The sequence below is a fragment of the Planktotalea sp. genome, from assembly GCF_050633725.1.
Lineage (GTDB): Bacteria > Pseudomonadota > Alphaproteobacteria > Rhodobacterales > Rhodobacteraceae > Planktotalea.
This window is the reverse complement of the sequence record NZ_JBOEHB010000013.1, coordinates 1,042-20,667: the sequence shown is the minus strand read 5'-3', so window position 1 is coordinate 20,667 and position 19,626 is coordinate 1,042. Positions and strand designations below refer to the sequence as shown.

The 19,626-nt window shown below is 54.6% G+C and carries 17 protein-coding genes and 1 pseudogene; 10 read left to right on the top strand and 8 right to left on the bottom strand.

From position 1 onward, the window contains the following. Positions 1–20 precede the first annotated feature (20 nt). Positions 21–2,441 (top strand): GcvT family protein, encoded by a 2,421-nt coding sequence (locus ACRBCU_RS12430; protein ID WP_431365709.1) that lies wholly within the window; start codon positions 21–23, stop codon positions 2,439–2,441. 49 nt (positions 2,442–2,490) lie between these two features. Here the strand turns inward: ACRBCU_RS12430 and mmsB are convergent, their stop codons facing one another. Continuing rightward, entirely contained in the window at positions 2,491–3,363 is an 873-nt protein-coding gene (gene mmsB, locus ACRBCU_RS12425) for a 3-hydroxyisobutyrate dehydrogenase (RefSeq protein ID WP_431365763.1), read from the bottom strand. A gap of 33 nt (positions 3,364–3,396) precedes the next feature. After that, positions 3,397–4,407, bottom strand: a pseudogene (locus tag ACRBCU_RS12420) (enoyl-CoA hydratase/isomerase family protein); the annotation flags it as partial. Positions 4,408–4,475: 68 nt separating this feature from the next. On the opposite strand from ACRBCU_RS12420, the gene ACRBCU_RS12415 reads away from it, so the two are divergent. Next, complete coding sequence (locus ACRBCU_RS12415; protein WP_431365708.1) at positions 4,476–5,537, top strand: glycosyltransferase; 1,062 nt, start codon at positions 4,476–4,478, stop codon at positions 5,535–5,537. Between the two features lie 71 nt (positions 5,538–5,608). Here the strand turns inward: ACRBCU_RS12415 and ACRBCU_RS12410 are convergent, their stop codons facing one another. Continuing rightward, complete coding sequence (locus tag ACRBCU_RS12410) at positions 5,609–7,108, bottom strand: CoA-acylating methylmalonate-semialdehyde dehydrogenase (RefSeq protein ID WP_431365707.1); 1,500 nt, start codon at positions 7,106–7,108, stop codon at positions 5,609–5,611. 101 nt (positions 7,109–7,209) lie between these two features. On the opposite strand from ACRBCU_RS12410, the gene ACRBCU_RS12405 reads away from it, so the two are divergent. The 3 genes from ACRBCU_RS12405 to coaD all read left to right on the top strand — a co-directional run bounded on the left by ACRBCU_RS12405 (position 7,210) and on the right by coaD (position 9,205). Next, on the top strand, positions 7,210–8,139 hold the full coding sequence (locus tag ACRBCU_RS12405) for a LysR family transcriptional regulator (protein ID WP_431365706.1): 930 nt from the start codon (positions 7,210–7,212) through the stop codon (positions 8,137–8,139). A 61-nt stretch (positions 8,140–8,200) separates the two neighbouring features. Further along, positions 8,201–8,635, top strand: a complete 435-nt coding sequence (locus ACRBCU_RS12400; RefSeq protein ID WP_431365705.1) for a CBS domain-containing protein — start codon at positions 8,201–8,203, stop codon at positions 8,633–8,635. A gap of 78 nt (positions 8,636–8,713) precedes the next feature. Further along, on the top strand, positions 8,714–9,205 hold the full coding sequence (coaD, locus tag ACRBCU_RS12395) for a pantetheine-phosphate adenylyltransferase (protein WP_431365704.1): 492 nt from the start codon (positions 8,714–8,716) through the stop codon (positions 9,203–9,205). Positions 9,206–9,212: 7 nt separating this feature from the next. On the opposite strand, the gene tpiA is transcribed toward coaD, so the two are convergent. From tpiA to ACRBCU_RS12380, 3 genes are all read right to left on the bottom strand, one after another. Beyond that, entirely contained in the window at positions 9,213–9,962 is a 750-nt protein-coding gene (gene tpiA / locus ACRBCU_RS12390; RefSeq protein WP_431365703.1) for a triose-phosphate isomerase, read from the bottom strand. Between the two features lie 58 nt (positions 9,963–10,020). After that, positions 10,021–10,401, bottom strand: a complete 381-nt coding sequence (locus ACRBCU_RS12385; protein ID WP_431365702.1) for a HesB/IscA family protein — start codon at positions 10,399–10,401, stop codon at positions 10,021–10,023. Between the two features lie 92 nt (positions 10,402–10,493). Further along, entirely contained in the window at positions 10,494–10,856 is a 363-nt protein-coding gene (locus tag ACRBCU_RS12380) for an SUF system Fe-S cluster assembly protein (RefSeq protein ID WP_431365701.1), read from the bottom strand. A 152-nt stretch (positions 10,857–11,008) separates the two neighbouring features. Here ACRBCU_RS12380 and ACRBCU_RS12375 point away from each other — a divergent pair, with 152 nt between their 5' ends. After that, entirely contained in the window at positions 11,009–12,214 is a 1,206-nt protein-coding gene (locus tag ACRBCU_RS12375) for a multidrug effflux MFS transporter (protein ID WP_431365700.1), read from the top strand. Between the two features lie 3 nt (positions 12,215–12,217). Here ACRBCU_RS12375 and ACRBCU_RS12370 read toward each other — a convergent pair whose 3' ends face one another. Then, complete coding sequence (locus ACRBCU_RS12370) at positions 12,218–13,966, bottom strand: pentapeptide repeat-containing protein (RefSeq protein ID WP_431365699.1); 1,749 nt, start codon at positions 13,964–13,966, stop codon at positions 12,218–12,220. A 126-nt stretch (positions 13,967–14,092) separates the two neighbouring features. On the opposite strand from ACRBCU_RS12370, the gene tgt reads away from it, so the two are divergent. Further along, complete coding sequence (gene tgt, locus ACRBCU_RS12365; protein WP_431365698.1) at positions 14,093–15,223, top strand: tRNA guanosine(34) transglycosylase Tgt; 1,131 nt, start codon at positions 14,093–14,095, stop codon at positions 15,221–15,223. Positions 15,224–15,577: 354 nt separating this feature from the next. Next, positions 15,578–17,980 (top strand): endopeptidase La, encoded by a 2,403-nt coding sequence (lon, locus tag ACRBCU_RS12360; protein WP_431365697.1) that lies wholly within the window; start codon positions 15,578–15,580, stop codon positions 17,978–17,980. Positions 17,981–18,069: 89 nt separating this feature from the next. Here the strand turns inward: lon and ACRBCU_RS12355 are convergent, their stop codons facing one another. Further along, positions 18,070–18,261: a hypothetical protein gene (locus ACRBCU_RS12355; protein ID WP_431365696.1), complete on the bottom strand. Its 192-nt coding sequence runs from the start codon at positions 18,259–18,261 to the stop codon at positions 18,070–18,072. A 125-nt stretch (positions 18,262–18,386) separates the two neighbouring features. Here ACRBCU_RS12355 and ACRBCU_RS12350 point away from each other — a divergent pair, with 125 nt between their 5' ends. Together ACRBCU_RS12350 and ACRBCU_RS12345 are read left to right on the top strand one after the other, a co-directional pair. Continuing rightward, a complete protein-coding gene (locus tag ACRBCU_RS12350; protein ID WP_431365695.1) occupies positions 18,387–18,848 on the top strand; it encodes an HU family DNA-binding protein in 462 nt (153 codons plus the stop codon). Positions 18,849–18,961: 113 nt separating this feature from the next. Then, positions 18,962–19,543 (top strand): histidine phosphatase family protein, encoded by a 582-nt coding sequence (locus tag ACRBCU_RS12345; protein WP_431365694.1) that lies wholly within the window; start codon positions 18,962–18,964, stop codon positions 19,541–19,543. Positions 19,544–19,626: the final 83 nt, after the last annotated feature.

Here is a 19,626-nt window from a genome sequence, read left to right as displayed (position 1 = left end):
CAGCATTCAGGAGACTAGAAATGCGCACCACTGCACAAGCGGTTGTCATCGGGGGCGGCGTGATTGGCTGCTCAATCTTATATCATCTCACCAAACTTGGCTGGTCCGATGTCGTCCTGCTCGAACGCGATGAACTCACGTCCGGCTCGACTTGGCACGCAGCGGCGAACATACACGGGCTGCATGACAGCACAAATATCAGCCGCATTCAGCACTATACGATGAACCTTTATAATGCCCTTGAGGAAGAGACGGGGCAATCCTGCGGCGTGTTCCAGCCCGGCTCGCTCTACCTCGCTCAAACCGAAGAGCGTGTGCATCAGCTGCGTCTGCAAGCGGCCAAAGCCAAGCTTTACGGGATGAATTTCTACGAAATTTCCATTGAGGAGGCTAAAGAGCTGAACCCGATGGTGAATTACGATGGCATCAAATGCGTGATGTATGAACCTGATGGCGGCAATGTGGACCCGTCGGGGGTCACCAACGCCTATGCGGTCGGCGCGCGTCAGCGCGGCGCGGAAATCATGCGCTTTACGCCTGTCACAGCGACTGAGCCGCAGGACGATGGTTCTTGGATCGTCAAAACACCCGAGGGCGACATTCACACGCAATGGGTGGTGAACGCTGCTGGCCTTTGGGGACGCGAAGTCGCAGCAATGGCGGGGGTAGAGTTGCCTCTGCAACCGACAGAGCACCAGTATTTCGTCACGGAGAGCATTCCTGAAATTGAAGCGTCAGAAAGACGATTGCCGTCAGTCTCTGATCGCGATGGCGAGTACTACTTACGCCAAGAAGGGCAAGGACTGCTGGTCGGGGCCTATGAAAAGGACATGAAGTTTTGGGCTGAGGAGGGCACGCCGCTCGATTTTGCCCATGATCTATTCCCAGACGATCTGGAGCGGATCGAAGAGAATATGATGAACGCGATTGAGCGTGTTCCAGCCGTGGCTGAGGCGGGCATCAAACGCGTGATCAACGGGCCGATGATCTGGTCGCCTGATTCAAACGTGCTGTTTGGGCCTGTGCCAGAACTTGATAACTACTTCTGTTGCAACGGAATTATCCCCGGTTTCTCGCAATCGGGCGGCATGGGTCTGATGGCGGCGCAGTGGATCATCGAGGGTGAAACGCAATACGATATGTTCGGTTGGGACGTCGCGCGATTTGATAGCTGGGCCGACAAAGCCTTTACCAAAGCGCGGGTTGAGGACAGTTATTCGCACCGTTTCGCGATCCATTTCCCCAATGAAGAGCGCGCAGCCGGTCGCCCCGCGCGCATGCGTCCTGCTTATGCCAAGCAACAAGAGCTGGGGGCAGTGTTCGGGCTTAACTCGGGCTGGGAACATCCACTTTGGTTCTCTGGCGAGCGCGGAACCACGGATACCAATGGTTTCACCCGCCAGAACTGGTGGGGACCTGTAGGCGAAGAATGCAAAATGCTGCGTAGTTGCGCGGGTATCATCGATATCTCGAATTTCGCCAAATACCTCTGTAAGGGCGCAGGCGCAGCCGATTGGCTCAACAGTATTTTCGCGAACAACATGCCTAAGACTATCGGCCGCTCTTGTTTAACGCCACTTATCGGCAAACGCGGTGGCATTGCGGGCGATTTTACTGTCACAAAACTGGCGGAAGACGAGTTTTGGATCATCGGATCGGGCATGGCGGAGCGTTACCATAAGCGCTTTTTTAAACAGGTGGCGCGTCCGAAGGGCGTAATATTCGAGAGCAAAACGGAGGCAATGTGCGGCTTTAACGTGGCTGGGCCAAAGTCGCGAGAGATGTTGCAGCGCCTGACAAACGCCTCGCTTGCCACAGATGACTTCCCTTTTATGCGCTCCAAATGGATTGATCTCGCAGGCATCCAAGTTCTCGCTCTGCGGGTGAGCTTTACTGGCGATCTCGGTTGGGAAGTTCATTGCGCCGAAGCTGATCAAGCACGTCTTTACGACGTGCTTTTGGATGCTGGCCACGAGATTGGCGCTGGCCCTGTCGGAAGTCGCGCCTTGATGAGCCTACGTGTTGAAAAGGGCTATGGGTCTTGGAGCCGCGAATATAGTCCTGAGTATTTTCCGCAAGAAGTGGGCCTCGAACGCCTGTGCAAAATGGACAAGGGCTTTTTGAACAAAGAGGCTGTCAGTCAAACATTAGCTCAGGACCCGCGTGAGCACATGGTGCTCTTGCACCTTGATGAAGCTGATGTCACCGCCTCGAACGCCGATGCAACGGGCGGTGAGCCAATATTCAAAGATGGAGTGGGCATTGGCCGCGTCACATCAGGCACTTATGGCTATTCTGTTGGAATGAGCCTTGCTCTTGGGTTCGTGAAAAATGCGGCGGCAGGCGATGTTGTGGAGGTCATGGTTCTTGGTCAACCACACCGCGCAACGATCCTGAGCGAGCCACCTTTTGACCCCAGTGGCGCGCGTTTAAGGGCGTGACGCAAAAGTAGGGTGCGTGGTTTCACGCACCCTTGCCAAAGCGATGCGTCTAAGGACGATCGCTTTTTTCAAACTTTGGCAACATCGCGCTGAAGTCTTTGCCCGACCCATCTTCATCTTCAACAAATTGCGCGTAAAGTGCTTGCGCGAGCGCACCCATTGGTGTGTCCGCATTCGCTCCAATTGCGGCTTCTTGAGCAAGGCGCAAATCCTTCAGCATCAAATCCGCTGCAAAACCGGGTTCGTAATTGTTGTCAGCTGGCGTTGTTGGGCCAACTCCTGGGGCAGGGCAATAGGCGTTCATTGACCAGCTATAACCGGAAGACGTGCTAACAACGTCGAACATTTTCTGACGATCAAGGCCGAGTTTATCTGCAAGCGCAAAGGATTCGCATGTGGCAATCATCGTTGCCCCAAGGATCATGTTGTTGCAGATTTTTGCTGCTTGTCCGTTGCCGGAGGGTCCGCAATGTACAGCTTTTTGTCCCATGATCTCAAAGAGCGGGCTTGCTTTGGCAAAGGCCTCGTCAGAGCCGCCGACCATAAAGGTCAATGTGCCACCGCTCGCTCCGCCAACGCCGCCAGAAACAGGCGCGTCCATCGCGAGAACATTCGCAGCCGCGCATTGCTCTGCCACAGCGCGCGTGCTTTCCACATCAACCGTCGAGCAATCAAGAAGAACAGCATTTGCGTCCATCACAGGGATAACTTCGTTTGCGACAGAGCGCAAAATCGCGCCATTAGGCAGCATCGTGATCACAATGTCAGCGCCCGTTGCCGCCTCAACAGCGCTCGCCGCCGCGCTAACACCGTTTGCTGTTGTGCCAGCAACATCAAAGCTGGTTACGCTATGGCCCGCGGCAGCCAAATTCGCAGCCATAGGTCCGCCCATATTGCCAAGTCCGATAAATCCGATGTTCATGCCTGTCTTCTCCTCTTCAAATGTCAGTTTGTCTTTCCCTAGCGGGCGCAACATGAATGAGACATCAACCGCTGGGATCTTATCAAGGGCGTGCTTCCATTTCGGAGAGCGATCCTTGTCAATAATTGCAGCTCGAATGCCTTCCAGAAAATCACCATGCTCCATCGCGCGCGCGGTAAAGCGGTACTCTAGTTCCAAAGCACGTTTCAAATCGGATGAGCCGCGCAAGCGATGGATCATCTCAACCGCGCAGGCCATTGCCAGCGGCGAATTTCGCTCAATGGACTTAAGGGCTTTAGCGGCGAATTCAGATTCATCGCTGCGCAGGTTTGCGCAAATATCACCAAGGCTCTCGCCGCAGAAATGCGTGTTGATCTGCTCTAACAGAGCGCTTAGCGCAGCGTCGGGAGCTGTTTCATAGGCGGCCTCTAGAACCGCCAGATCACCGCTTTCAAGCAGCGCAGTTTTCACATCCCCCCAGGCGTCCTCGGGAATGAAGTGATCGGCAAATCCTGCAAGGATAGCGTCCCCTGGCCCCATTCGCGTCGTTGTTAAGCCAAGGTATTCGCCCAAGCGCCCCGGAGCGTTGGCAAGCAAGAGCGAGCCGCCTACATCGGGCACCAATCCGATGCCGCATTCAGGCATCGCCATACGGCTGCTTTCCCCGACAATGCGATGGGATGCGTGACAGCCAACGCCGACGCCGCCTCCCATGGTAAAGCCTTGCATGAAGCTTACAATCGGTTTGGAATAGTCTGAAATGCGTGCGTTCAGGCGATATTCATCGCGCCAGAATTTTTGGCCATAAGCGAAATCACCTGCGCAGCCCGTTGAATAGAGATCTGCAATATCACCCCCTGCACAAAAGGCTTTTTCGCCCTCAGCGTCGATCAGGATCACCTTAATGTCAGCGTCACTTGCCCATTCGATAAGAGCTTGATCAATCGAAATCGCCATCTGATACGTCAACGCGTTTAGTGCGGCGGGGCGGCTCAATGTGATATGTCCACAGGGGCCAGATTTTCGGATTTGGATCTCGCTCATGTCGTCGCTCTTTTAGCTAGGGAAAGGCTCGCGGCTTTGTGCCGTTTTGGCGACCTAAGGGCAACACCTTGACAGCAAACTTCGTCATTACGCTACGGCTTGCATTGTTATATGTTATGCGCTGCGTCTTACTGACAGGACGTATCTGGGGTGGAGACAAATTGGAGCGCAGTATTACGCGCATAGTCGTTGCTGCCGCAACGCGTCGACGACCGCGCATGTTCGCGGATCTTTTGCAATCTTTGCAGGGCTTGGATGTCCCGCAAGGGGCAGAACTCTGTTTTGTGTTTGTTGAGAACGACACTCAATTAACAATCACAGACGCTGTCAATGATTTTTACAAACGCACCGGTTGGCCTGCATTTGCAGTCCATGAGCCACAGCAGGGCATTTCTCATGCTCGAAATGCAGCTATGGATGCTGCACGCGACCATGGCGCGGACTGGCTGGCGTTCGTGGATGATGATGAGCAAGTGCGCCACGATTGGCTTCGCATTCTTTGGGCCGGGGCTAAAGACGCTAATGCCCAACTCGCGGGTGGACCTGTCGTGCCTGTTGCATCCGTGATGGGGTGCTCTGATGCAGAGGCCGATGTGCTTGCATATTACGAACGTGCAGCCACGCTGAGCAGCGCGCGCAAAACCGCAGCGATGGCCGCTGGAAAACGGTTTGATCTGGCGACCAACAATTGGATCGCTCAAATGTCCGCGTTGGACAGTGCAGGTCTTAGGTTTGATCCAGCGTTCGGATTAAGCGGGGGCGAGGACACGGATGTTTCGCGCCGCGCTGTTAAAAAGGGCCTTACCCTTGCATGGGTGCCAAGCGCGATAGTCACCGAAGAGGTTCCGCCCGAACGTTTGAGCGCAAGTTATATCTCGGAGCGTGCGCGCGCCCAGAGCATAACGAAATATCACTTGATGTTGGTTGAGAAACCCGGACGCGTAAAAATAACTGCTCTCGCGAAGGTTATATCAAGGGGTATTTCTGGAGCCATCCGCGTCGCTTTCTGGCCCGTTTTGGGACGCTATAGCTATTTCCGCGGCATTCGATCTCTTGGTATTTCCCAAGGGTTTTGGGCTGGTCTGCGCGGACAGGGGCAGGCGAGTTATACGCAAGTTACCGGCGAATAGGCCGCAGGTCACTTTTTTGGACTTGAGGGAAGCTGAGCGCGGACCGTAGATTGGCCCACGCTCGATTTTGTTTAGTCCATCGCTTTGAAGTTGAACTCGCCGCCTTGCTTGATGCCTGATGGCCAGCGTGATGTCACAGTTTTCGTGCGTGTGTAGAACTTGAACGCATCTGGGCCGTGCTGATTGAGATCGCCAAAGGCAGATTTCTTCCAACCACCAAAGGTGTGATAGGCGAGCGGAACAGGGATCGGAACGTTGATACCAACCATGCCCACATTCACGCGGCTTGCGAAATCGCGCGCAGCGTCGCCATCGCGGGTAAAGATCGCTGTGCCGTTGCCGTATTCGTGATCCATCGCCAGTTGCAGCGCTTCTTCATAAGAACCCGCGCGCACGGTGGACAGAACAGGGCCGAAGATCTCTTTCTTGTAGATGTCCATATCGGGCGTCACGTTGTCGAAGAGGTGCGCGCCAACGAAGAAGCCGTCTTCATAACCCTGAAGGCTGAAATCACGACCATCCACGACCAGTTTTGCGCCTTGATCAATACCTGTTTGCACGAGGCCAAGGATGTTCTCTTTGGCGGCAGCTGTGACAACAGGGCCGTAATCCACATCATCGCCAGAGGTGTAAGGACCGACCTTCAGCGCTTCGACGCGTGGCACCAAGGCTTCGATCAAGCGATCCGCTGTTTCTTCGCCAACTGGAAGCGCCACGGAAATCGCCATGCAGCGCTCGCCCGCCGCGCCGTAACCCGCGCCAACAAGCGCGTCTGCGGCCTGTTCGATATCCGCATCTGGCATGATGATCATGTGGTTTTTCGCGCCGCCGAAGCACTGCACGCGCTTACCGTTGGCGCAGCCTGTACCGTAGATGTATTCCGCAATCGGGGTAGAGCCAACAAAGCCAACGGACTGGATCGTCTCGTCATAAAGGATCGCATCGACCGCTTCTTTATCGCCATTAACGACCTGTAGGATACCTTTTGGCAGGCCTGCTTCTTCAAACAGCTCTGCGAGCATCAAAGGAACGGATGGGTCACGCTCGGATGGTTTCAGGATGAAGGAGTTGCCGCAAGCGATCGCAGGGGCGAACATCCACATCGGGATCATCGCAGGGAAGTTGAACGGGGTGATGCCCGCAGTGACGCCAAGCGCCTGACGCATGGAGTAGATGTCGATGCCGGGGCCAGCGCCGTCTGTGTATTCGCCTTTGAGCATTTCAGGCGCGCCGATGCAGTATTCCACCACTTCCAGACCACGCTGAATGTCGCCCTTCGCGTCTGGGAAGGTCTTGCCGTGCTCGCGCGATAGCGCTTCTGCGAGCTTGTCCATGTCGCGGTTCAACAAGCCAACGAAAGCCATCAAAACACGTGCGCGGCGCTGCGGGTTGGTTGCGGCCCATGCTGGCTGTGCTTCAGCTGCGATTGCAACGGCTTTGGCCATTTCATCGTTATTGGCGAGCGGCACTTTGGCCTGCACTTCGCCCGTTGCCGGGTTGTAAACGTCGGCAAAACGGCCAGACGTGCCTTTGACGTGTTCGCCGCCAATATAGTGGGTGAGTTCTTGCATGGATCATCCTCCGATTGATTGAGGGCACATTAATCTTGCAAAAATGCTATTGATAGACGCAATATGCCCAAAGGGTTTTGCAATATTGCAAAGGGTGTCGCATGGCGCAGAATTGGGATGACTTACGTATTTTTCTGGGCGTTGCGCGCGGGCAAAGTCTCTCAGCCGCAGGAAAAAACTTGCGTATCGATCCTGCGACCGTGGGACGGCGCATCGCGCGGCTTGAGCAACGCATGGGCACAGCCTTGTTCGCGAAATCCCCTTTTGGTTATGAGCTAAGCGCCGCAGGCGCGCGCCTTTTGCCCTTGGCGGAGCAGGCCGAACAGGCCATGGGGGCGGCGGGTGATTTGATGGTGCAGGGCAGCGCGTCAGGCAGCGAATTCAGCGGCACAATCCGCATTGGTGCCCCTGATGGGTGCGCCAATTTCTTGTTGCCACAGGTGTGCGCGCGCATCGTTGCCGCCCATCCGGACCTTGATATCCAGATCGTTGCCTTGCCGCGCGTGGTGAACCTGTCAAAGCGTGAAGCTGATATGGCAATAACCGTTAGTGCGCCATCTGCGGGGCGGTTAACGGTTCAAAAGCTCAGCGATTACAAGCTGCATCTGGCCGCGACCCGTAAATATCTGCAAAAAGCTGCGCCGCTGGAAACAGAGGCAGATTTGGTTAACCACCGTATGATCGGCTACATTCCTGATATGATCTTTGACAAAGAGTTGGATTATCTGGGCGATCTGGGGGTTGAGCGCGTTCCGCTTGGGTCAAATTCGGTTGCGGTCCAATTCCACGCCATACGCCAAGGCGCAGGAATTGGCGTTGTGCATGATTTTGCGCTCGCGGCCGCCCCGGAAATCGAGCGTGTTCTTACCAAAGAAATCAGCCTGACACGCAGCTTCTATTTGGTTCGTCATAGCTCAGATCGAAAGTTGCAGCGATTGAACCGCTTTGCTGAAGCACTTGGCGCAGGAATTCGCGAAGAAATTGCAAAGTTAGAGCAGTGGTGCATGGAAATGGAGCCAACGTGCTGTTGACAGGGTCGCAAATTGCGTAAACTCTGAACTTAACGCAATAAAGTTACTTGGAGGGACGCTCATGTTGGTGCAGCAAATTCTTAAATCGAAGTCCAGTGATACGGTTTATACAGTCAAACCGGGAACGCTTGTACGCGATGCTGCACAACTATTAGCGGAAAACAGAATTGGTACCGTGATTGTTTCGGCAAGTGGCGACACTGCTGATGGTATTTTGTCTGAGCGTGATATTGTGCGCGAACTTGCCGCGCGTGGCGGAACCTGTCTCAATGACAAGATCGACGAGTATATGACGGCAAACCCGTTTACCTGTAAGCTATCAGAGAGCGCTGATGAGGTTTTGCAGCGGATGACCGATGGCCGCTTCCGTCACATGCCAGTGGTGGAGGACGGTAAACTGATCGGGCTGATCACCCTTGGCGATGCTGTAAAGGCCCGCTTGAGCCAGCTTTCAATGGAGAAAGACGCGCTGCAAGGGATGATTATGGGGCATTAAGCCGCAAACGGACTTGTTCCACCTTGCGTTCCAGAGCGCAATAATGTTGCGTGCGCCGCATATTATGGGAGCGCGATGATGCGGACAGGTCTTTATCCAGGTACTTTCGATCCAGTTACACTGGGGCATATCGACATTATTCGACGTGCGTGCGCGTTGGTAGACAAACTGGTGATTGGTGTTGCGATCAATCGCGACAAGGGGCCCTTGTTTTCGCTCGAAGAGCGCGTTGAAATGATTGAGTTCACCTGCAAAGAACTCTCAGCCCAGACTGGAACCGAGATTGTTGTTCACCCGTTCGAGAACCTTTTGATTGATTGCGCTCAGGATGTTGGCGCGCAATCAATTATTCGTGGCCTGCGTGCGGTTGCCGATTTTGAGTATGAATATCAAATGGTTGGCATGAATCGTGTGCTGAATGATTCGATTGAGACGGTCTTTCTGATGGCCGATGCTCAGCACCAAGCCATTGCGTCGAAGCTGGTGAAAGAAATCGCGCGCCTTGGCGGCGATGTCTCACATTTCGTAACGCCCGAAGTTAACAACGCTTTGAAAGAGCGCTTAGCCTAACCGGCCTTTAGCTTTCGTCCAGCGCAGCGATGATGGGTGAAAAATCTTCAGCCTTTAGGCTCGCGCCGCCAACCAAAGCACCGTCAACGTTCTCAACCGCGAAAATTTCTGCGGCGTTCGCAGGCTTTACGGATCCGCCATAGAGCAGGCGGATCGCTTTGGCTGTCGCGTGACCGAAACGCTTTTCCAATCGCGCGCGGATAAAGTCGTGGACTTCGCCAATTTGCGCAATGCTCGGAACTTTTCCGGTGCCAATGGCCCAAATGGGTTCATAGGCCACCACAAGAGAGTCGCTAGAAATATCATCTGGAATAGAGCCGGCAAGCTGACCGCCAATGATGTCGAGCGTATTGTCTGCTTCGCGCTCTTCCAGTTCTTCACCCAGACAAATGATCACCCGCAGCCCTGCGGCCAAGGCGGCGCGGGCTTTAGCGCGAACGTCTTCGTCGTGTTCATCGTGATCTGCGCGGCGTTCAGAATGGCCAAGGATGACATAGCTTGCACCCGCGTCGAGTAGCATTTCAGCGGAAACATCGCCTGTATGCGCACCGCGTTCGCGTTTGTGACAATCCTGCGCGCCGATCGTGATCGCTTTGGATTTTGCAACTTGGCTGGCGCGATGGAGCAGGGGCGTCGGCGGCGCGATCAATATTTCTGACAGTGCGCTTGAATGAGCCTGCGCAAGCGCCTCGATCTGCGCGAGATCTGCGCTGGTGCCATTCATCTTCCAATTGCCTGCTGCCAGTTTGCGCCGCATTATTCTCTCCGTTCAAAGACCTTGAATACCGTCTAGGTCACCCGAATAGCGCGCCGCGTCAAGTCTTGGCTGCGTCGGCCTGCAATTCTTCTATATCTTTGAATTTGATCGACTCGCCGCAACCGCAAGCGTCTGAGACGTTTGGATTGTTGAACTTGAAACCCGATTCCAGCAAAGATGTTTCGTAATCGATTTCAGTGCCAAAGAGGAACATCTGGGCCATCGGTGCAATCATCACACGTGCGCCGTTTTGCTCGACCAATTCATCATTGGCGTCGATCTCGTTCACGTAGTCCATGGTGTATTCCATGCCTGCGCATCCGCCTTTTTTGACGCCAATGCGCAGCCCCAAATGACCATCTTTGGTCATCAGTTTAGCAATCTGCGCCTCTGCTTTTGGCGTGATTGTCACGGCTTGCTTGCCAGGAATTGCGAACATTGGATGTCTCCTTTGCACCATATCTAAGGGCGTTGGGGCAATCGCTCAAGGGGCCAGATGGGCGGCGCGACTTTGGCGGCAGGTAAAGCCGCTTACATAAAGCCCAATTCCAAACGCGCTTCATCGCTCATCATTTCCATACCCCATGGGGGTTCCCAGATGAGTTCGACGCCAACAGATTTGACCCCTGCCATCGGCTCAATCGCTTCGGCGACCCAACCGGGCATTTCGCCCGCAACGGGGCAGCCCGGCGCGGTCAACGACATATAGACACGCACATCATTTTCATCGTTGATGTCAATCGTGTAAATCAAACCCAGATCGTAAATATTGACTGGAATTTCAGGGTCATAGACGGTGCGGCACGCCTCGACGATCGCTGGGTATAGCGCGTGATCTGTGCTGGACGGAGCAATAAGGGGGGTGCCCTCTAAGGGTGCGCTGGCGTCGGTCATGGTGGGCCTCATTTATGTTCTTGAGCGTTTATATAGGGATTAGCCAAGCTGGCGTAAAGAGCCGCAAGCGCAAAGGTTGAAGACGCCACGTCGATTTCTGCTCTTGCGCTTTGCCCTGTCGTTCATGGGGCAAAGCGGCGTATGTGTGCAAAATGAAAGAACCTTTGTCTGCTACTCCCGCGCGCACTGCGCCAAAGCGCGCAACATTGATCCTGTTAACTGCGGTTTCGGTGCTTACGCTCAACCTGTTCCTGCCGTCGCTGCCGTCAATGGCAGCAGAGTTCGAGGTCAGCTACGGCGCGATTTCCCTCGCGATTGCAGGATATCTGTTCCTGTCGGCGCTTTTAACGCTCGTCCTTGGCCCCTTAGCGGACAGATTTGGACGCAGACCGGTCCTTTTGATCACCTTCTCGATCTTCGCGCTGGCCTCGGCAGGGGCGGCAATAACGGACGACTATACGCTCTTCTTGTTCTTTCGCATGTGCCAAGCGGTCTGTGCGACGGGATCGACCCTTAGCCGCGCAATCGTGCGCGATATGTATCCGCCCGGCAAAGGCACTTCAGTGCTGGGCTATATCGCCATGGCAATGGCGGTTGCGCCAATGATCGGCCCATTGGTCGGCGGAGTGTTAGAAGAAACGCTTGGCTGGCGCTCTGTTTTTTGGCTCTTTGCGCTGCTCGGCGCGATTTGCGCCCTGGTGATCTGGATCGACCTTGGCGAAACCATGACGGGCAAAGCGAAATCCACTGCCGAGCAAATCCAAGGCTACAAAGAGGTCACCCGCGCCTCTGCCTTTTGGACCAACACGCTAGTGCTCGGCTTTTCGGTCTCTGCGTTTTTCGTCTTTCTCGCAGGCGCGCCGCTGGTGGCGGGGCAGGTCTATGATCTCTCGCCCAGCTTTGTCGGCTTTGTTATGGGCGCAACGGCGGTGGGCTATTTCATCGGCAGTTTCATCACCGCGCGCATTGCCGAACATGTGCCCCTCGGCGCGATGATGATCTGGGGGCGCTGGGTCGGCATCCTCGGGCCTGTGATTGCGTTGATTTTGGTGCTGATGGGCTGGGACAATGCCTATGCGGTGTTTGGGCTGATGATCACGCTCGGCGCGGCAAACGGGATCAGCTTGGCGGCGGCCAACACCGGCACGATGAGCGTGCGTCCCGATCTCGCGGGCAGCGCCGCAGGGCTATCTGGCGCGATTGCAACGGCCATGGGCGGTGCCTTTAGCGCTTTGACGGGGGCCTTGCTCACCGTGCAAAACGGCGATTGGCTGTTTTGCCTGTTGCTGTCGCTCATGTGCCTCGGCGCGCTGATCGCGGCCTATCCGGCGGCGAAAACCTTTGAAGGGATCGGGTAGGGCCTAGTCCGCCTCTGCGCTTGGCATGGGGCCCGTCTTCCATTCGCAACCTTCAGGCGGGGGGATTGGCGTGACATCGCGCCATTTTGCAGGGCCAACGAAACGCCAATCATCGGAAACCCGCCTAGCTGGTTTTGCTTCAACCCAACCGCGCCAGCGTCCGTAGAATTGTTCATCCGCCAGAATATCTGCATGCCATTGGCAGGGAGTCCCCATCTGCTCGTCAAAGGCTGCTGAGCGGGCAACAGACCCGTCGAGAAACGCATTTCTGAAATCGGTTTTTGCGTCAAATCTAGCCCCTGCGAGCGAAACAAACCTGAGCGCGCCACCATTGTTTATGCTCGCGCTCAGGTTTGTAGCATTGAGAAAGTTGATTTGACTTTTTTTTCCTGTCAATTCCGCAAAGTGTAACACCGCTCCCTGCAACTGCGCCCTTCTAAGGTTAGCGTCCTGCAACTGCGCCCTGCTGAGGTTAGCGTCCTGCAACTGCGCCTCGCTGAGGTTAGCGTCCTGCAACTGCGCCCTGCTGAGGTCAGCGTTCTGCAGCTGCGCCCTGAAGAGGGCAGCGTTCTGCAGCTGCGCCCAGCTGAGGTAAGCGTTCTGCAACTGCGCCCAGCTGAGGTAAGCGTTCTGCAACTGCGCCCAGCTGAGGTCAGCGTTCTGCAGCTGCGCCCTGTCGAGGTAAGCGTTCTGCAATTGCGCACTACTGAGGACAGCGTTCTGCAAGTGCGCCCCAGCGAGGTTTGCACCAGACAGAAAGCTCTCATTCAAAATCGCACCGCGCCAATCGGGGCGGGTGGCGTTGATTTTGCTCCAATCGGGTTTGCGTAGATCGTCGATGGCTGCGCTGCGTCGGCGTTTCCATTCTTCCTTGAACGCCTTTGGCATCTCTTGATCCGCGCAGTCGTTCCAGTCCCGTTTGCACCATGTCACGCGAAACTCTTCGCGGGCCAAGTCCTCGGGCAACCACCCATCTGGTTTTTCCACGATGTTTTCGCTTGTGAGATCAACTGGGGCGAGGGGGATAATCGAGTAAGTTTCGAAAAGTTTGCGATTTAGCTCTTTGGTTGGCACGATCACCCGATGCTGCATCACAAACAGGAGCGCGCAGGCCAGTGCTGGTACGCCAAAGGTAAAGGTTGCACTTTCTGTAAGCGCGTGGCTTGGGCGCTTATGTTTCAAGCGACGATAGAGCGCGCACCAGCTGATCCATGCGCTGGCGGCGGCGGCGAGCAAGGAAAACGCCGCGATCAATGTCATCCAGATATTGCGCGCGGTCATGCCTTGCCACCACAGAAACCCGAGCACCACCAGCCCAGCCCCCCATGCGAGCAGGAAGTTGAGCCATCTCGCAGGTGTCTCAAGCGGGCGTTTGGGTGCGGCCCCGTCATCGCGCAAATGCAATGCGGCGTCGGAAATCAGCCACGGGGTGATCTGGGTGCTCAGATGCATGCCGTTCGGCTTCGGCTCTGCCTCGGCCAGCGCGTCCCACAGCCGGATCAGGTAGAGGTGAAAGTAGCAATAGATCGCTGCCGTCAGCAGGGGGGCCGCGAAGAAGAAGTAGCGCGTGGGGACTTCGACATCCACCAGCGGCAGTTTCGTGGCGCGGTCCACGCCGTAAAAGTCGATATGTTCGACGCCCATCAGGGTGATGGTGACAAAGACCAGCGCGGCCAACAGGGCGAACCACGTGCTGCGCGCATTGCGGGTGAGCGCGTTGATATGCTCGATCTGGGCGTTTGGTTCGGACATGGGCACCTCGTGACTTAGGGGCACCTTGCAGGAAGCGCGCGGCTTTGGGGAGTCGCCGCGCGCCAATTCACGCGAATTTCACGCTGTCCCTTTTCAAATAGCGCGCCCCGCAGTAGGACGCCTTTTATGACAGAACGTTTTTCATATACTCTGAACGCCACCGATGGGCGCGCCCGCACTGGCGTGATCAACACCCCGCGCGGCGAAATCAGAACGCCCGCCTTTATGCCCGTTGGCACTGCAGCCACCGTCAAAGCGATGATGCCAGAAAGCGTGCGCGCGACGGGGGCCGATATTCTGCTGGGCAACACCTATCACTTGATGCTGCGCCCCACGGCAGAGCGGATTGATCGCCTCGGTGGTTTGCACAAGTTCATGAACTGGGATCGCCCGATCTTGACCGATAGTGGCGGTTTTCAGGTGATGAGCCTTTCTGATCTGCGCAAGCTGACCGAAGAGGGCGTGACCTTCAAAAGCCATATTGATGGGAGCAAACACCACCTGACGCCTGAGCGCTCTATGGAGATCCAAAAGCTGCTCGGCTCTGACATTGTGATGTGTTTCGATGAATGCCCTGCGCTGCCCGCATCCGAAGCGGATGTGCGCAAGTCTATGGAGCTGTCGATGCGTTGGGCGCAACGTTCACGCGATGCCTTCGGGGATCGCCCGGGCCATGCGCTTTTTGGCATTCAGCAGGGCGGGGTGACAGAAGAATTGCGCGCGATTAGCGCCGAGAAATTACGCGCGATTGAATTTGACGGTTATGCGGTTGGCGGACTGGCTGTGGGCGAGGGCCAAGAAGCGATGTTTGGCGTGCTGGAATATGCGCCAGACATGCTTCCGAAGGATAAGCCTCGCTATTTGATGGGTGTGGGCAAGCCTGATGACATCGTCGGTGCCGTCGCGCGCGGCATTGATATGATGGACTGTGTTTTGCCCTCGCGCTCTGGTCGTACGGGCCAAGCGTGGACGCGCCGTGGTCAGGTCAACATCAAGAATGCACGCCATGGCGATGATCCGCGCCCACTGGATGAGAGCTGTACTTGCCCAACCTGCTCAAATTATTCGCGCGCCTATCTGAACCATGTGTTCCGCTCGCAGGAAATGATCTCTAGCATGCTGTTGACGTGGCATAACTTGCATTACTATCAAACGCTTATGCAAGAAATGCGCGATGCGATCGCGGCTGGAACGTTTGACGCGTTTCAGGCTGAATTTCACGCGATGCGCGCGCTGGGTGATATTGAGCCGCTTTAAAAAACGGGTCCCTTTAACGGGGTGATAACTTTTCAACGTTAGATCGTTTTGCATGTCTATGATGCAAATGATCTTCGCGGCTTTGGTTCTCACGCTTTGCGCAACCTTTATGGAAGCGGGAACAAGTGTTCTCGCAAACGAGGTGCACCGCGTTCGCTGATACACGTGCTGCGTTAAAGTTAAATTGTCTGGTTTCTGGCCCTGTTCGGCCCTATCGAACCTGTGATAGGACAGTTTGAGAAAATGATGCTTGAAACTGGTGGCACCGGCCCCCATGTATTTTAGCCAAACAGGAGAAGATCCAAGCTGCCGCTGAGCGGGGCACGATCTTCTTGCCATGAGTAAGGACAGAGCATGCAAGACCCCCTAAATTCTTCCTATCCGGTATTGCCATTGCGCGACATTGTTGTGTTTCCACATATGATCGTGCCGCTTTTCGTCGGCCGCGAAAAATCAGTTCGCGCGCTGGAAGAGGTGATGGCAGACGACAAACAAATTCTGTTGGCGGCGCAGCGCGATCCTTCCGAAGATGATCCGCAAATCGATGGAATCTTTGATGCTGGCGTGATTGCCAATGTTCTCCAGCTGCTCAAGCTGCCCGACGGAACGGTAAAAGTTCTTGTCGAGGGCCAAGCACGTGTGAGCGTGACCGAGTATTTAGAGAACGACAGCTTTTTCGAAGCGCGCGCCGAGTTTCTGAATGAAATGCCCGGTGACACAACAACAATCGAAGCGCTTATTCGCACCGTAGGGGCGGAATTTGAACGCTATGCGAAAGTAAAGAAAAACGTTCCGGAAGAGGCGCTTACCTCCGTTGTTGAAACAGATGATCCTGCGAAGCTCGCGGATCTTGTTTCTGGTCATCTCGGCATTGAAGTGCACCAAAAACAAGAACTTCTCGAAACGCTTTCGGTGAGTGAGCGTTTGGAGAAAGTGTACGGTTTGATGCAAGGCGAAATGAGCGTTTTGCAGGTCGAGAAAAAGATCAAAACCCGTGTCAAAACCCAAATGGAGCGTACGCAGCGCGAGTACTATTTGAATGAGCAAATGAAAGCCATTCAGAAAGAACTAGGTGATGGCGAAGAGGGCCAGAACGAAGTCGCAGAGCTTGAGACCAAGGTTTCCGAGACAAAGCTGAGCAAAGAAGCGCGCGAAAAGGCGGATGCGGAGATCAAAAAGCTCAAGAATATGAGCCCGATGAGTGCTGAAGCGACGGTTGTGCGCAACTACCTCGACTGGATGCTCGCGATCCCATGGGGCACAAAAAGCCGCGTGAAAAAGAACCTGATCGCTGCGCAGCAGGTGCTTGATGCGGATCACTATGGTTTGGAAAAAGTCAAAGAGCGTATCGTTGAAAACCTCGCGGTGCAGCAACGTTCGAAAAAGCTAAAGGGACCGATTATGTGTCTCGTTGGCCCTCCCGGTGTTGGTAAAACCTCGCTCGGTAAATCCGTAGCAAAAGCCACAGGGCGTGAGTTCATTCGGATTTCCCTTGGCGGTGTGCGGGATGAAAGCGAAATTCGCGGCCATCGCAGAACCTACATCGGGTCTATGCCTGGCAAAATCATCCAAGCGTTGAAAAAGGCGAAAACCACCAATCCGCTTATTTTGCTCGATGAAATCGACAAGATGGGGCAGGATTTCCGTGGTGATCCCGCATCTGCAATGCTTGAGGTGCTTGATCCAGAACAGAATGGCACCTTTGTCGATCACTATCTTGAGGTGGAATATGACCTCTCGAACGTGATGTTCCTGACGACGGCGAACTCGTACAACATGCCGGGGCCTTTGCTTGACCGGATGGAGATCATTCCTCTTGCGGGCTACACCGAGGATGAAAAATGCGAAATCGCCAAGCAGCATTTGATTGACAAGCAGGTTAAGAACCACGGTTTGAAGCCTTCCGAATTCACACTGACAGACGACGCTCTGCGTGAAATCGTACGCGTTTACACGCGTGAGGCGGGCGTTCGTAACCTAGAGCGCGAAATCGCGAAATTGGCGCGCAAAGCTGTAACCAAGATCGTGAAGCGGGAAGAGACCGAAATCACGATCACGCCGGATAATCTTGATGACTACTTGGGCGTCAAGAAGTTCCGTTATGGTTTGGCTGAGCAAGAGGATCAGGTGGGTGTCGTAACGGGTCTTGCCTATACCTCTGTTGGTGGTGAGCTGCTGAGTATTGAAGCACTGCGTCTGCCGGGCAAGGGGCGCATGAAAACGACAGGTAAGCTGGGCGATGTTATGAAAGAAAGCATCGAAGCTGCGAGCTCATATGTGCGGTCAATTTCGCCCGAGATCGGTATCAAGCCGCCTAAGTTTGAAAAATGGGATATCCATGTTCACGTTCCTGAAGGGGCAACGCCGAAGGATGGCCCATCTGCTGGTCTCGCGATGGTGACATCGATCGTATCTGTTCTGACTGGAATTCCAGTTCGAAAAGACATCGCCATGACGGGGGAGGTCACTCTGCGTGGCAATGCTTTGGCTATCGGTGGTCTAAAAGAGAAACTGCTTGCTGCGCTACGCGGCGGGATCAAAACCGTTCTTATTCCACAGGAAAATGCGAAAGATCTGCGTGATATTCCTGACAGTGTGAAAGATGGAATGGAAATTATCCCAGTTACCCATGTCAGCGAAGTGTTGCGCCATGCGCTCGTCTCTGCGCCGGAAGCTGTGGAGTGGGATGAACTCGCCGAGGAAGCCGCAGCCGCAGCTTTGGCCGCGAGCGAGCCAGCGGCGAAAGTCGCGCATTAGGCCTGATATTCACCTAAGCAAAGGGCGGCCAAAAGTCTTGGTCGCCCTTTTTGATTCAACATCATTTCAAACGCGTCGGGTCTGCCGCTTTATTGAGCAATAACCGCCCACATCATTAGGCCAGTTAATGCGACCAAGATTACCGGAGAGCTAGAGCTGCCCGCTTTTGCGTCTTCAATGATTAAATCTTGTTCAAGTATCGGATCGGTCAATCCGCTCGCGTATGCGCTAGATCCACTAAATATTGTAAGGGTTAGCGCTGCTACTACTATATGCTTCATATGGTCCCCCAGTTTTGTGTGGTAAGACGCTTGCAAACAAAAAGCGCTGCGTCAAGGAAACCAGTGGCACGATCACCTGCTTTTTGCTACTTTGTTTCCAAATGAGGAACAAAAGGCAGTAAATCATGGCTAGTACAACAACAACGAAAACAACGGTAAGCAAAAGCAAGGCTAAAACAACGACCGCAAAACCAGCGAGTCGCACAACGAAAACGTCCTCTACAAAATCTGCGGCGACTGCCTCTGCAATAAAAGCTTCGCCAATTCCAGTTGTCGTCACCGAAGTTGCGCCAGTTGTGTCCGATCCTGCTTTGAAGAAGAAAGAACTGATCGACACTGTCACAGAGCGTTCGGGCATCAAGAAAAAAGACGCCAAGCCGGTTGTCGAAGCGATGCTTGCCGTGCTTGGGCAAACCTTGTCAGAGGGCCGCGAAATTAACTTGCAGCCACTTGGCAAAGTTAAGATCAACCGCACGAAAGAAGTGCAGGGCGGGTCTGTAATCATCGCCAAAATCCGCCAAAGCAACCGTGTGCCGAAGGCGGATGCTGACAAAGCGCCTGCGAAGGCGCCTGCCAAAAAGGCCTGATAAGAGGCCAAAAAGTTTCAATGTCTGAGCGCAAGGTTGATACGGTCATCTTGCGCTCTTTCTCGTGATAAGTCAGGCATGCCGCATGAAACGGGCATGAAGGCGATAACACCATGGTCTATCCTACAATTTACCTGATGCGACATGGGCAGACTGAGTGGAATGTCGCGTCTCGTCTGCAAGGTCGACTTGATTCGCCGCTCACATCGCAAGGTCGGGCGCAGGCGCAAAGACAGGGTGAGCTGCTCGCATCGCTTTCGGACGCGGCGCAGAACGTAATAGTGTACGCGAGCCCCCAAGGGCGCGCGCAGGAAACAGCGAAAATTGCGCTAAAAGTTGTCGGCGCGGCGCACCAAACCGATGAACGTCTGCGTGAAATCAGTGCTGGATCATGGGATGGCAGCTATCTCGATGAAATCGAGCAGCGTCACGGAAATCTGTTTGAACAGGCGCGAAACGCGTTTGAATTGATGTTTTTGGCACCAGATGGTGAGGGCGAGCTCTCGGTTTTAGCGAGATGCAAGAGCATGTTAGCGGATATTCGTGAACCAACGTTGCTGATTACACATGGAGCAACCCTGTGCGTGCTACGCGGGCTTTTGCGCGGGCTGGAATTCGAAGACATGCTAGATTTGAGCCATGAACAGGGCTGTATTTACGTGATAGAGAAGGGCGAAGAAAAGATACTGAGATAAAGCGCAAAAAGACGTCATTTTACAGTTGCACGGCCGCGCGGAACTGTCTAAACGACACCTCATCGGGTGATTAGCTCAGTTGG